The organism is Actinoallomurus iriomotensis (genome assembly GCF_030269445.1).
In the GTDB taxonomy this organism is placed as follows: domain Bacteria; phylum Actinomycetota; class Actinomycetes; order Streptosporangiales; family Streptosporangiaceae; genus Actinoallomurus; species Actinoallomurus iriomotensis.
This window is the reverse complement of record NZ_BSTJ01000009.1, coordinates 337,809-350,874: the sequence shown is the minus strand read 5'-3', so window position 1 is coordinate 350,874 and position 13,066 is coordinate 337,809. Positions and strand designations below refer to the sequence as shown.

At 71.9% G+C, this 13,066-nt stretch carries 12 protein-coding genes; 9 read left to right on the top strand and 3 right to left on the bottom strand.

All coding sequences use genetic code 11. The features are described from left to right. The first annotated feature begins 23 nt into the window (after positions 1-23). The 3 genes from fbaA (at position 24) to QSK37_RS34055 (ending at position 2,966) form a co-directional block, all read left to right on the top strand. A complete protein-coding gene (gene fbaA, locus QSK37_RS34065; protein ID WP_285629444.1) occupies positions 24-1,046 on the top strand; it encodes a class II fructose-bisphosphate aldolase in 1,023 nt (340 codons plus the stop codon). 116 nt (positions 1,047-1,162) lie between these two features. Continuing rightward, a complete protein-coding gene (locus tag QSK37_RS34060; RefSeq protein ID WP_285629443.1) occupies positions 1,163-1,576 on the top strand; it encodes a DUF3151 domain-containing protein in 414 nt (137 codons plus the stop codon). A 106-nt stretch (positions 1,577-1,682) separates the two neighbouring features. Then, positions 1,683-2,966, top strand: coding sequence for an adenylosuccinate synthase (locus tag QSK37_RS34055; RefSeq protein WP_285629442.1), 1,284 nt, complete (start codon positions 1,683-1,685; stop codon positions 2,964-2,966). 23 nt (positions 2,967-2,989) lie between these two features. Here QSK37_RS34055 and QSK37_RS34050 read toward each other — a convergent pair whose 3' ends face one another. After that, a complete protein-coding gene (locus QSK37_RS34050; protein ID WP_285629441.1) occupies positions 2,990-5,104 on the bottom strand; it encodes an MMPL family transporter in 2,115 nt (704 codons plus the stop codon). Between the two features lie 90 nt (positions 5,105-5,194). Here QSK37_RS34050 and QSK37_RS34045 point away from each other — a divergent pair, with 90 nt between their 5' ends. The 3 genes from QSK37_RS34045 to QSK37_RS34035 are packed head-to-tail and all read left to right on the top strand — an operon-like array spanning position 5,195 to position 7,281. After that, entirely contained in the window at positions 5,195-5,680 is a 486-nt protein-coding gene (locus QSK37_RS34045; RefSeq protein WP_285629440.1) for a MarR family winged helix-turn-helix transcriptional regulator, read from the top strand. Between the two features lie 43 nt (positions 5,681-5,723). Next, positions 5,724-6,554 (top strand): glycerophosphodiester phosphodiesterase family protein, encoded by an 831-nt coding sequence (locus tag QSK37_RS34040; RefSeq protein ID WP_285629439.1) that lies wholly within the window; start codon positions 5,724-5,726, stop codon positions 6,552-6,554. A 4-nt stretch (positions 6,555-6,558) separates the two neighbouring features. Next, positions 6,559-7,281: a hypothetical protein gene (locus QSK37_RS34035; protein ID WP_285629438.1), complete on the top strand. Its 723-nt coding sequence runs from the start codon at positions 6,559-6,561 to the stop codon at positions 7,279-7,281. Between the two features lie 33 nt (positions 7,282-7,314). On the opposite strand, the gene QSK37_RS34030 is transcribed toward QSK37_RS34035, so the two are convergent. Together QSK37_RS34030 and corA are read right to left on the bottom strand one after the other, a co-directional pair. Further along, entirely contained in the window at positions 7,315-8,022 is a 708-nt protein-coding gene (locus tag QSK37_RS34030; RefSeq protein WP_285629437.1) for an APH(3') family aminoglycoside O-phosphotransferase, read from the bottom strand. A gap of 16 nt (positions 8,023-8,038) precedes the next feature. After that, entirely contained in the window at positions 8,039-9,148 is a 1,110-nt protein-coding gene (gene corA, locus QSK37_RS34025) for a magnesium/cobalt transporter CorA (RefSeq protein WP_285582061.1), read from the bottom strand. Positions 9,149-9,542: 394 nt separating this feature from the next. Between corA and purD the strand changes: the two genes are divergently transcribed. The 3 genes from purD to QSK37_RS34010 all read left to right on the top strand — a co-directional run bounded on the left by purD (position 9,543) and on the right by QSK37_RS34010 (position 12,997). Then, complete coding sequence (gene purD / locus QSK37_RS34020) at positions 9,543-10,778, top strand: phosphoribosylamine--glycine ligase (RefSeq protein ID WP_285629436.1); 1,236 nt, start codon at positions 9,543-9,545, stop codon at positions 10,776-10,778. Positions 10,779-10,880: 102 nt separating this feature from the next. Further along, positions 10,881-12,191: an adenylosuccinate lyase gene (gene purB, locus QSK37_RS34015; protein ID WP_285629435.1), complete on the top strand. Its 1,311-nt coding sequence runs from the start codon at positions 10,881-10,883 to the stop codon at positions 12,189-12,191. Continuing rightward, positions 12,188-12,997: an MOSC domain-containing protein gene (locus QSK37_RS34010; RefSeq protein ID WP_285629434.1), complete on the top strand. Its 810-nt coding sequence runs from the start codon at positions 12,188-12,190 to the stop codon at positions 12,995-12,997. Before purB ends, QSK37_RS34010 begins: the two co-directional genes overlap by 4 nt. The last annotated feature ends 69 nt before the right edge of the window (positions 12,998-13,066 follow it).

Sequence of the window (13,066 nt, the reverse complement as noted above, 5' to 3'; positions counted from 1 at the left end):
ACAGCCCTAAGGAAGGAAAAGTCATGCCCATCGCGACCCCTGAGGTCTACGCGGAGATGCTCGACCGGGCAAAACGTGAGGGCTTCGCCTACCCCGCGATCAACGTCACGTCGAGCCAGACGCTCAACGCCGCGCTGCGCGGCTTCGCCGAGGCCGAGAGTGACGGCATCGTCCAAGTGTCGACGGGCGGCGCGGAGTACCTCTCCGGCAGCACGGTCAAGGACATGGTCACCGGTGCCACGGCGCTGGCCGAGTACGCGCACGTCGTCGCCGACAAGTACCCGGTCAACATCGCGCTGCACACCGACCACTGCCCGAAGAACAAGCTCGACGGCTTCGTACGGCCGTTGCTGAAGATCTCGCAGGAGCGGGTGGCGGCCGGGCAGAACCCGCTGTTCCAGTCGCACATGTGGGACGGCTCGGCGGTGCCGCTGGAGGAGAACCTCTCCATCGCGGCCGAGCTGCTCGAAGAGGCGCGCAAGGCCAACATCGTCCTCGAGGTGGAGATCGGCGTCGTCGGCGGCGAGGAGGACGGCGTCGTCGGAGAGATCAACGAGAAGCTGTACAGCACGGTCGAGGACGCCATGGCGACCGTCGAGGCGCTCGGCCTCGGCGAGCGCGGGCGCTACCTCCTCGCCGCGACCTTCGGCAACGTCCACGGCGTCTACAAGCCGGGCCACGTCAAGCTGCGGCCCGAGGTGCTGAAGGAGATCCAGGACGCGGTGGCCGCCAAGCACGGCCAGGAGAAGCCGTTCTACCTGGTCTTCCACGGCGGTTCCGGGTCCACGCTGGAGGAGATCCGCGAGGCGGTCTCGTACGGCGTCGTGAAGATGAACATCGACACCGACACCCAGTACGCCTTCACGCGGCCGGTCGCGGACCACATGTTCAAGAACTACGACGGCGTGCTCAAGATCGACGGTGACGTGGGCAACAAGAAGACCTACGACCCGCGGTCGTGGGGCAAGGCGGCGGAGCAGGGCATGGCCGAGCGCATCAGCCACGCCTGCGAGAACCTCCTGTCCTCGGGCAAGAAGCTCGGCTGACACGACGGTTTCGACGGTGGGCGGCCGCGTCCGGCGCCGCCCACCTGGAGCCTGCCCGCCGAAGAATCCCGATCAGCGGGATAGGAGATCTGCCGCGGATTGGGCAGGATGTGCACATGGAGCAACAGAACCTCCTCGGAGGGCCGCCCGCGACCGAGCTTCCGGACAACCCGGAGGCCCGCCAGGCTCTCGAGGCCGGCGTGGACCCGTTCGAAGTGGCCGCCAGATTCCCCGACAACCCGGCGGCGTGGGCCGAACTCGCCGACCGCGCGTTCGCCAACGGCGACGTCATCGAGTCCTACGCGTACGCCCGCACCGGTTACCACCGGGGGCTGGACCAGCTGCGCCGTGCCGGGTGGAGGGGCCACGGCCCGATTCCGTGGCAGCACGAGCCCAACCGCGGGTTCCTGCGGTCCCTGCACGCCCTCGGGCGTGCGGCCGCCGCGATCGGTGAGGAGGAAGAGGCCGACCGCTGCCGGACGTTCCTGCGGGACAGTAGCTCCGCCGCCGTCGAGGTTCTCGCCACCTGACCGGCTTCTCCCGTTTTCTTGGTGGCCATCCGGCGGGTACGCTCTGATCGCAAGAGCCCCTGTCGCTGCTTGCGCAGGGGCTTCGTCGATGTCAGGGAGTATTCCGATGCCGGCCATCGTGCTCGTCGGCGCCCAGTGGGGTGACGAAGGCAAGGGCAAGGCCACCGACATCCTCGGCGGCGACGTCGACTATGTCGTGCGATACCAGGGCGGGAACAACGCGGGACACACGGTCGTCATCGGCGACCAGTCGTACGCGCTGCACCTGCTGCCGTCGGGGGTGCTCTCCCCCGACGTCATACCGGTCATCGGCAACGGCGTGGTGATCGACCCGGGTGTGCTGTTGGAGGAGATCGACGTACTGGAGGGGCGCGGCATCTCGTGCGACCGCCTGTTGATCTCCGCCAACGCGCATCTGATCATGCCCCATCACAAGGCCCTCGATAAGGTCACCGAGCGTTACCTGGGCAAGGCTCAGATCGGCACCACGGGCCGCGGCATCGGCCCGGCGTACGGCGACAAGATCGCGCGGATGGGCATCCGGGTGCAGGACCTGCTCGACCCGGGCATCCTGCGGCAGAAGCTCGAGCTCGCGCTGCGCGACAAGAACCAGATCCTCGCCAAGGTCTACAACCGGCGGGCGATCGAGATCGACGCGATCGTGCAGGAGTTCGTCGCCTACGGCGAGCGGCTGGCACCGCACATCGCCGACACCTCGCTGGTGATCAACCGCGCGCTGGACGACGACAAGGTCGTACTGCTGGAGGGCGCGCAGGGCACGCTCCTCGACGTCGACCACGGCACGTACCCGTTCGTCACCTCCTCCAGCCCGACCTCGGGCGGCGCGTGCGCGGGCTCGGGCGTCGGCCCGACGCGCATCGGCAAGGTGATCGGCATCCTGAAGGCCTACACGACCCGCGTCGGCTCGGGCCCGTTCCCGACCGAGCTGCTGGACGAGACCGGCGACTGGCTGCGCAAGACCGGCGGGGAGTACGGCGTCACGACCGGCCGCAACCGGCGCTGCGGCTGGTTCGACGCGGTGATCGCCCGGTACGCGACCCGCGTCAACGGCGTCACCGACTACTTCCTGACCAAGCTGGACGTCCTGTCCGGCCTGGAGAAGGTCCCGGTCTGCGTGGCGTACGACATCGACGGCGAGCGCTGTGACGAGCTGCCGATGACGCAGACGGGCTTCCACCACGCGAAGCCGATCTACGAACACCTGGACGGCTGGCAGGAGGACATCTCCAGCGCGAAGGTCTTCGACGACCTGCCGGAGAAGGCGCGCGACTACGTCCGCGCGCTGGAGGAGATGGCGGGCGCGCAGATCTCGGCCATCGGCGTCGGTCCCGGCCGCGACCAGACCATTCAGGTCCGCTCGCTCCTCTGACGGCGGCCCCGGCCGGCACTCGCTCAGCCGACCGGGGAGGTCCGCGCCCGCTGCGCCTCGCCGGCCTCTCCCGTACCGTCGGTACGGGAGAGACGGCCGGGCCACCAGAAACCGCGGCCGAGGATGGTCACCAGCGCGGGCACCAGCACGGTGCGGACCAGCAGTGTGTCCAGCAGCACGCCGAACCCGACGATGATCCCGATCTCGGTCAGGGTGATCAGGGGCAGCACGCCGAGGACGGCGAAGACCGCGGCGAGCAGGACGCCTGCGCTGGTGATCACCCCGCCGGTGACCGCCAGCGCGGTCAGCACGCCCGCTCTGGTGCCCTGCCGAGTGGCCTCCTCGCGGGCCCGGCTGACGAGGAAGATGTTGTAGTCCACGCCGAGCGCCACCAGGAACAGGAAGGCGAGCAGCGGCACGGAGGTGTCCAGCGCCGGGTACCCCAGCCAGTGGGTGAAGGCGAAGTTCGCGCCGCCGATCGCGGCGGCGAAGCTCGCCACGACGGTGAGCACCAGCAGCACCGGCCCGACGAGGGCCCGCAGCAGGCCCACGAGAATGATCAGCACGACGGCGAGGACGAGCGGGATGATGACCTTCTGGTCGCGGGCGGCGGCGTCCCTGGTGTCCAGATCGGTGGCGACCGTGCCCCCGACGACCGCCTCGGCTCCGGGCACCGCGTGCACCCGGTCGCGGAGGACGCGGACCGCCGTGTAGCTCGCGTCGGTGTCGGGCTGGGCGCGCAGCACGGCGGTGATCCGGACGTCGCGCGCGCCCTTCTCGGCGATCGTGCCGTCCGCGACGCCGGGGCTCCGGCGCACGACCGCCAGCACGCGCTCCGCCTGGGCCGGCACGGTGATCACGCTGACCGGGTCGGCCTCGCCGGCGGGGAAGTGCGCCGACAGGGTGGCCAGCCCGTCGATCGACTCGGCCTTCGTACGGAACCGGTCGGCCTGGGAGAGGCCGAGGTGGGCGCCGGACAGGCCGGCGGCCAGCGCGGCGAGCAGGACGATCGACGCGGCCGCGACGACGCGCGGACGGCGGGCGACGCCCCAGCCGAGCCGTGCCCACACGCCGCCGGTACGGCCGGTGAGGTGGTCGTCGCGACCGTCGGCGCGGGGCACGAGCGGCCAGAACAGCCCGCGTCCGCAGATGACGAGCGCGGCGGGCAGCGCCGACAGGCCGAAGAACAGGGCGCAGAGCACGCCGATCGCACTGGCGACGCCGATGCCGGTGTTGCTGGGCAGCGTCGCCAGGAGGAGGCAGGCGAGGCTCAGGGCGACGGTGACGCCGCTGGCGATGATGCTGGGCCCCGCCCGCCGGACCGCACGCCGCATCGCGTCGTGCCGGTCGGCGTCGCGGCGGAGCTCCTCGCGGTAGCGGGCGATGAGCAGCAGGGCGTAGTCGGTGCCGGCGCCGAAGACGAGAACCTCGACGATGCCGACCGTCGCGTTGGAGACGTTCAGCCCGCTGTGCCGGCTGAGCACGGCCACCAGGGCGGAGGTCACCTGGTCGGCGACGCCGACGGTGAGGAGCGGCACCAGCCAGAGCCACGGGCTGCGGTAGGTGATGATCAGCAGCAGCGCCACCACGGCGACCGTCGTGAGGAGCAGCGTGAGGTTGGCGCCGTCGAAGACTCCCGCCAGGTCGGCGGTGATGCCCGCCGGCCCGGTGACCTGGGCGGTGACACCGGGCGGCAGGCCGGCGCGCGCGGCCGCCCGTACGCGGTCGACCGTCGCGGCGAGCTCGGTCGAGGCGGTGTCGCGGGGCAGTGGCACGGCCACGGTCGCGGCCCGGCCGTCATCGGACTTTCGCGCCGGCGTCACCACCGTGCCGCCCCGCGCCGCCCGCGCGATCCCGGCGCGCTGCGCGGAGATCACCGTGAGATCCGCGCCGGTCAGCCGGCCGGACGCGCGGGCGTAGACGATCACCGCGGCCGTGACCTTGCCCGAGGGCAGCTCCCGCTGGAGCCGCGCCGCGCGGCTGGACTCGGCCGAGGCCGACAGTCCCGCGGACGGGTCGTCGGAGACCTTGGGCGAACCACCGAACGCGATCATCAACCCGCCGAGCGCCATCGTGACGATCAGGACCACCCACGCGGTGCGACGCCCGGAGACGAACGAGGCCAGTCGTTCTCCCATGCTTCCCACCAGATCACTCGACGATAAAGTAACTTCACCGTGAAGCTATCTTATTCTTGAGGGGAACGTCGAACCGATCCCGGAGCGTCCGTGCCACCCACCGATTCACCCTCCCGCGATGACCTGGACGTTCTGCTGCGCCGCTACTCGGTCGAAGCGGACCGGATCGGCCGGGCCTTCTGCGAGCGCCACGGCATGCACCGCACCGACTTCCAGGCGCTCGGGATCGTCATGGACGCCGAACGCCGCGGCGCGCCCATCACCCCCGCCGGTCTCGCCCGCGCGCTCTCGATGACGACCGGAGCCGTCTCCGCCGCGATCGACCGCCTCGAACGCACCGGCCACCTGCGCCGCAGCCGCGAGTCGGCCGACCGGCGCCTGGTCCACCTGCACTACACCCCCGAGGGCATGGCGCTCGCGCGGGACTTCTTCCTCCCGCTCGGCGAGCGGGCCGCCGAGGTCCGGTCCCACTTCTCCGCCGAAGAGCTGGACACCGTCGCCCGCTACCTGGCGAAGATGAACGCCGCCCTGGGCGAGCACCACCGGTCGCTGGCCGCCACGCGTCCCACCACCTGAGCGCACGTTTCCCGATCGCCCGGCACCCCCTACGCTGATCGGCGTGGAGATCCAGGGGCATCGTGGTGCGCGGGGGCTGTGGCCGGAGAACACCCTGCCGGGGTTCGCGCGGACGCTGGAGCTCGGCGTCGACGTGGTGGAGCTGGACGTCGGCCTGACCGCCGACGGCGTGCCGGTGCTGCACCACGACCAGGCGCTGCGCGGCGACACCGTACGCGACCGTGAGCCGTGCCGGCCGGGGGACCCGATGTACCCCTATGTCGGCCGGCCGATACGCGAGCTCACGCTCGCGCAGGTCAAGACCGTCGACGCGGGTGTCCCGCATCCGCGGTTCGCCGAGACGCAGACGCCGCTGCCCGGGGCCCGGGTGCCCACGCTGGCCGAGGCCTGCGAGCTCTTCGCCCCGCACGACGTACGGCTCGCCGTCGAGATCAAGACCGACCCGTCCTGGCCCGAGGTCGAGACGATCACCACCGCCGCCGTGAAGGTCCTCGACTCCTACGGGCTCACCGAGCGTTCGCGGCTTCTGGCGTTCGACTGGCGGGTCCTCGGCGTCGCCCGCGGGCTGCTGCCCAGCGGCGAGCGGATCGCGCTGGTCGAGCCGGACACACTCGAAGCATCGTGGATGGCCGGGCACGACCCGGCCGGCGGCCTGGTCGCCGCCGCGGCGGCCGCGGGCGCCACGATGATCTCGCCCAAGCGGGTCATGGTCACTCCGGAGCTGGTCGCCGCCGCGCACGACCGCGGGCTGGCCGTGGTCGTGTGGACGGTGAACGACCCGGTCGAGATGGCGCGGTACGTCGCGTTCGGCGCCGACGCCATCGTCACGGACTACCCGGATCGCCTCCGCGACGTGGTCGGCCGCCGAGAGTGAGACCGTGGTCATCCGTGTCCTGCGGTCGCGATGGCGTGGCGCGTTCGCCGTCGTCGCCCTTGTGCCGTGGGGCCTCGGGTTGCCCCTGGCGGCCGTGGCCTTCGTCCTGGACGCCGTCGCGGGAGAAGGGGGGCCGCTGGAACTCACCGTCGCGGTGCTCGGTGGCGCGGCGTCCGCCGTCACCGTGCCGGCGCAGGCGCAGACGGTACGCGCGCTGGTGAGCCGCCCCCGCCTCGCCCTCGGCCCGGAGGCACTGGTCGTCCACGACGCGGCCCTGCTCCGCGGGGCGGCCCGGATCCGACGCGAGATCATCGCCGGGGCCGAACGCCTGGACGGGAGCGCTCAGGCCGGGTACGACACCGCCGAGCTGTCGCCGTACCGCGAGCCGCTGAACGTGGCGATCCTCCTGACCGAGGAGCACATCTTCACATCGGCCAGGCGCCGCCGGGGCGGCACCTGGATCTGGCTCGTACCCCGCAGGCACGAGAGGCCGCCGCGGTTCCCGGAGCCGGGCGACCGCCACCGGCGGATCCACATGCGCGCCGCCGACCCGGCCGCCGCCGTCACGGCGATCAACGATTGGGTCTCCTGCCCCACGGCCGGCCGGTACGGCGGATGCGACCGCTCGCGGCTGCCGGCCGCGGTCAGTGTGGACGGTGAACGATCCGGCGGAGAGCGCCCGGTACGCCGCGTCCGGCGGCGACGCCGTCGTCACGGGCCACCCTGACCGCCTCCGTACGATGCCGCGCCGGGAGGAGCGTCAGCCGAACTCGTCCAGCAGCCGGTAGAAGGCGATCTTCTGGGGGTCCGGCGCGATGCCGTAGCGGTCGAGAAAGCGCTCGGCCGCCCATGGGCCGTACTGCGCGTTGTAGCGGGCGGTCAGCGAACGCGTGACGATCGCCAGGTCGGTCCAGCGGTCCGCGACGCCGAGGCGGTCGGTGTCGATCACGCCGGTCACCTCGCACGTTCCGGGGTCGAACAGCACGTTCGGCACGCACAGGTCGCCGTGGCAGACCGCCTGGTCCTCCTCGCGGGGCCGGGTGGCGAGGAGCTCGGCGACCAGTTCCTCGCGGGTCCGGCCGCGGCGTTCGTCGTCCAGGCCGGCCAGGTCGAACTCGGCCGCCAGCGCCCACGGGACGGTCACCGCGAGCCGCCGGTCGAACGGGCAGTCCGCGACCGGCAGGGTGTGCAGGGCCCGCGTCAGGTCGGCGAGCGCGTCGACGACGCGCGGGCGATCCGCCACCGGCCACGGCTCGGCCGCCGACCGGCCGGGCACCTCGGCGGTGACCAGCAGCCCGGGCCGGCAGTCGAGCACTTCGGCGGCGGGAACGCCCTGCCGCCGCAGCCACGCCAGGCGCTCGCCCTCCGCCACGAGATCGATCCGCGGGTCGTCGGACTCCTTGCGATAGACCCCGCCGTGGCGGCTGACCCGCGCCCCGCCCCGGCCGATCGAGACCCTCTCCCACACGGGCCCGGCAGGCCGGTCAGAGCCAGCCGGTGCGGCGGAAGCGGCGGTAGAGCGTGAAACAGGAGGCCGCGATGATGCCGAGCACCAGCGCGTAGCCGTACTTCCAGTGCAGCTCCGGCATGTGGGAGAAGTTCATCCCGTAGATGCCGGTGATCGCGGTCGGCAGCGCGAGGATCGCCGCCCATGCGGAGATCTTGCGCATGTCGTGGTTGTCGGTGACGGTCACCTGGGTGAGGTGCGCCTGCAGGATCGGGGTGAGCAGCTCGTCGCACGACTCGACCTGTTCCCGTACGCGGGAAAGGTGGTCGTCGACGTCGCGGAAGTACTCCCGGATCTCCGCGGGCACGAACCGGCGGCTCGCCAGGTTGCGCATCGGGCCGGCCAGCGGGCCGACGGCGCGCTTGAGGTGGATGACCTCGCGCTTGAGACGGTAGATCCGCTCGGCCTGGTTGGTGGCGTCGGCGGAGAAGACGCACTCCTCGACGTCGTCGATGTCCTCCTGCACGGCCGCGGCGACGGAGATGTACTCGTCCACCACCCGGTCGGCGATGGCGTGCAGGACGGCGGCCGGGCCCAGGGCGAGCCGCTCGGGGCTCTCCTCCAGCCGCATGCGCACCGGGCCGAGGGCGCCATGGTCGCCGTGGCGCACGGTGACGACGAAGTCGGGGCCGCAGAAGATGGCGATCTCGCCGGTCTGCACGACGTCGGCGTCGCCGCGCTCGACGTAGCCGACCGTCTTCATCACGAAGAACTGCACGTCGTCGTAGCGCTCGAACTTGGGGCGCTGGTGGGCGTGGATGGCGTCCTCGACGGCGAGCGGGTGCAGGCCGAACACCTCGGCCAGCCGCTCGAGCTCGGACGCGTCCGGCTCGTGCAGGCCGACCCACACGAAGCGGCTCTCCGCGTCGGTGTGCAGGTTGGTGGCGTATTCGGAGGACTGCGGGGCGCGTACGAGCTGCACGGCGTCCGCGACGTCGGGGGTGTCGACGCGCTTGCCGTCGATGTAGGCGGCCCAGTCGATGACGGCCGAGCTCCGGCGGGCGGCGACGCGAGGGGCGCCGCGCCCGGGGCGGGCCAGTGGCTTGAGGAGAACGCGGGTAGCGCGGGTCGGACGAACCTTTGTCATGGCCATGGGGGGTCCTTCCCCGGCCCGGCACACGCGCCTGTCCGCGCGTCAGCCCGAGCTAGAACGGGGAGCGCGCGCAGCGAGCGGCCGGACGCCGAGTAGAGGGGGTGGTACTAGGAGGAATCTCGGCGTTTCCGCAAGGATCACCAGGACTCATCACAACCACCTCCTTAGGTCCGTTGGCGCCAGAGCCGAGCTCAAGGCTATACCGGGTAAGAAGACGCCCGTATGGGGCTCCGGGTTCACATGGTGCCCGAACTTTTTGTCGGGCCCCCCGGTCGCCGTCGGTGAACGACCGACCGGCATACCCCCGCTACAACAACCTCATCGTCCCATCGCTTCCCTCCTGGTGATCGGGCACTGCGGGGTATCCGGTTCTGGATAGGCTCTGGGGGTGCGAGTCCTCGTTCTCGGCTCGGGCGGACGCGAGCATGCCCTGATCCGCTCCCTCGCCCTTGATCCCAATGTCACCGCGTTGCACTGTGCCCCCGGCAACCCCGGCACGGCCGCACTCGCGGACAACCACGTCCTCGATCCGACCGACCCGGTCGCCGTGGTCGAGCTCGCGCAGCGGCTCGACACCCGGCTGGTGGTGATCGGACCCGAGCTTCCGCTGGTCCACGGGGTCGCCGACGCCGTACGCCGGGCGGGGCTGCTGTGCTTCGGACCCGACCGCGAAGCGGCGAAGATCGAGGGCTCCAAGGCGTTCGCCAAGGAGGTCATGGCCGAGGCCGGGGTCCCGACCGCGGCCGCACGCGTCTGCGAGGACTCCGGCCAGGTACGCGAGGCCCTCGACGAGTTCGGGCCGCCGTACGTGGTCAAGGACGACGGCCTCGCCGCGGGCAAGGGCGTCGTCGTCACCGACGACCGTGAACTCGCCGAGCGGCACGCGGACTCCTGCGACCGGGTGGTCGTCGAGGAGTACCTCGACGGCCCCGAGGTCTCGGTGTTCGCGCTGACCGACGGCGTCACCGTGGTGCCGCTGCTGCCGGCACAGGACTTCAAGCGCGCCCTCGACGGCGACGAGGGCCCCAACACCGGCGGCATGGGCGCCTACGCTCCGCTGCCCTGGGCGCCGCCGGACCTGGCCGCCCACGTGGTCGAGCGGATCATCCAGCCGACCGTCGACGAACTGCGCCGCCGCGAGACGCCGTACGTCGGCGTGCTGTACGCGGGACTCGTGCTGACCACCGACGGGCCGCGCGTGATCGAGTTCAACGCCCGGTTCGGCGACCCGGAGACCCAGGTCGTCCTCGACCGGCTGGCCACGCCCCTGGGCGGCCTGCTGGAGGCCTGCGCGGTCGGCAGCCTCGACTCGGCACCGCCGATCGAGTGGCACCCCGGCGCCGCCGTCACCGTCGTGATCGCCGCGGAGAACTACCCGGAGAAGCCCGTCACGGGCGACCCGATCGCCGGTCTGGAGGAGGCCGCCGAGGTCGAGGGCGCGTACGTCCTGCACGCGGGCACCAAGCTCGAACGCGGCCTCCCGGTCACCGGTGGCGGCCGGGTGCTCAACGTGGTCGGCACCGGCCCCGACGTCGCGACGGCCCGCGCACGCGCCTACGCGGCCGTCGACCGCGTCCGGTTGCGCGGCGCCCACTACCGCACCGACATCGCCGCACGCGCCTGAGTCCGGCGATGGATCTCCTCTACGACCACCGGTTCGACTGCTCCTAGAGGTCCGGCGACCCGCGACGACCGGCTCCAGGGCCGGACCTGGGAGACTGTGAGGGTGATCGAGCGCTACACCCTCCCGGAGATGGGCCGCGTCTGGAGCGACGCGCACAAGTACGAGCTGTGGTGCAAGGTGGAAACCCTTGTGCTGGAGGCGCACGCGAAGGCGGGCACGGTCCCGGCCGACGCCGTCGAGCCGGTGCGTTCCGCTCCGCCACCGGCGCCCGAGCGGGTCGCCGAGATCGAGGCGACCACCCAGCACGACGTGATCGCGTTCCTCAGCGCCTGGGCGGACAACACCGTGCCGCGCGAGGCCGCCGCGTACGTCCACTTCGGCATGACCTCCTCGGACCTGCTCGACACCGCGCTGGCGCTCCAGCTCACCGAGGCCACCGACCTGCTGCTGGTCAAGGCGGACGCGCTGGTGGCGGCGCTGCGCGACCACGCTCTGGAGCACCGCGACACGCTGCGCGTCGGCCGTACGCACGGCATCCACGGCGAGCCCGACGTGTGGGGGCACCGGGTGGCCGACTTCGCGTTCGCGATGGCGCGCTCGCGCGACCGGCTGCGGCGGGCCCGCGAGGCCGTCGGGGTCTGCGCGATCTCCGGCGCGGTCGGCACGTACTCCAACATCGACCCGGAGGTGGAGCGGTACGTCGCGGAGGCGCTCGGGCTGCGGCCCGCGGACGTGTCCACGCAGGTGGTCATGCGCGACGGCATCACCGAGTGGGCGTCCGCGCTGGCGATCATGGCGACCGTGTGCGAGGCGATCGCCCTGGAGGTGCGGCACGGCCAGCGCACGGAGGTGCGCGAGCTGTGGGAGCCGTTCGGCCGGGGGCAGAAGGGTTCCTCCGCCATGCCGCACAAGAAGAACCCGATCATGTCCGAACGGCTGGCGGGCATGGCGCGGATCGTGCGCGCCCAGGTCACGCCGGTGATGGAGGGCATACCGCTGTGGCACGAGCGGGACATCTCCCACTCCTCCACCGAGCGGATCGCGCTGCCGGACGCCTCGATCGCGCTCGACTACATGCTCAACCTGACGCAGCGGCTGGTCACCGGCCTCGTCGTCGACCGCGAGCGGATGCGGGCCAACCTCGACTCCACCGGCGGCCTGATCTACACGAGCACGGTGCTGCTCGAACTGGTGAACGCCGGGATGTCGCGTGACGACGAGGCGTACCCGCTGGTCCAGCGCGCGGCGATGGAGACCTGGGAGACCGGGGTGCCGTTCCGGGAGACCCTGCGCCGCCACGCCACGGACGCCGGGCAGACCCTCGACGAGGCGCGGCTCGACGAGGTGTGCCGCCCGGAGCGTTACGTCGAACGGCTGTCGGGGATGTTCGACCGCCTGGCGGCACTGACGTGAGAGCGGTCGTCCGGGAGCTCACCGTCTATCCCCTGAAGAGCGGCGGGGGGACCGGGCTGACGACCGCCGAGGTGACCCCGACGGGCATCCGGTACGACCGCGAGTTCATCCTCATCCGGCCCGACGGGGCGCGGCTGTCCCAGCGCGAGGTGCCCCGCATGGCGCGGCTGCGGCCCTCCTACGACGGCCAGAAGCTCGTCGTGGACGCCCTGGACGCGGTGACGCCCCTCGTCCACGAGGCACGCTCCGACGGGCCGCTCCGCGAGGTCCGGCTGCCGCGTACGACGTGCCAGGGTGTCGACCAGGGCGACGAGGCGGCCGACTGGTTCGGGGCCCTCCTCGACGTCGAGTGCCGCCTCGTACGGTTCGCGGGCCGCCGGGAGACGTCGCGCGGCGGGGGCACGGTCGCCTACGCCGACGGCTATCCGCTCCTCGTGATCTCGGCCGAGTCGCTGGCGGACCTGAACGGCCGGCTCGATGAGCCGCTGCCGATGGACCGCTTCCGTCCCAGCATCGTCGTCGAGGGCCTCGGCCCCTTCGGCGAGGACTCGGTGCGGCGGCTGTGGATCGGCCCGGTGGAGATCGAGCTCGTCCGGGCCTGCGACCGCTGCGTGATCACCACCACGGACCAGGAGACGGGCCTGCGCGGCCGCGAACCGCTGCGCACGCTCGCGACCTACCGCACGGCGCGCGACGAGGACGGCAGCCGCGGGGTGTTCTTCGGCCAGAACGGCATCCCGCGCACCTGTGGCACCATCCGTGTAGGTGACACCGTACGGGCCTCGCCCTCGAGCACGCCCTCCTGAGACGGCGGCGCGACTCGGAAGGAGACGCCGATTTCCTCCGTCGAACGCACCGTCTTCGAGAGAGCCGCG

Bases quoted from the DNA above. Each gene is read 5' to 3' on its own strand.
- fbaA (WP_285629444.1), top strand. From the start codon at position 24: ATGCCCATCGCGACCCCTGAGGTCTACGCGGAGATGCTCGACCGGGCA.
- QSK37_RS34060 (WP_285629443.1), top strand. From the start codon at position 1,163: ATGGAGCAACAGAACCTCCTCGGAGGGCCGCCCGCGACCGAGCTTCCG.
- QSK37_RS34055 (WP_285629442.1), top strand. From the start codon at position 1,683: ATGCCGGCCATCGTGCTCGTCGGCGCCCAGTGGGGTGACGAAGGCAAG.
- QSK37_RS34050 (WP_285629441.1), bottom strand. From the start codon at position 5,104: ATGGGAGAACGACTGGCCTCGTTCGTCTCCGGGCGTCGCACCGCGTGG.
- corA (WP_285582061.1), bottom strand. From the start codon at position 9,148: ATGACAAAGGTTCGTCCGACCCGCGCTACCCGCGTTCTCCTCAAGCCA.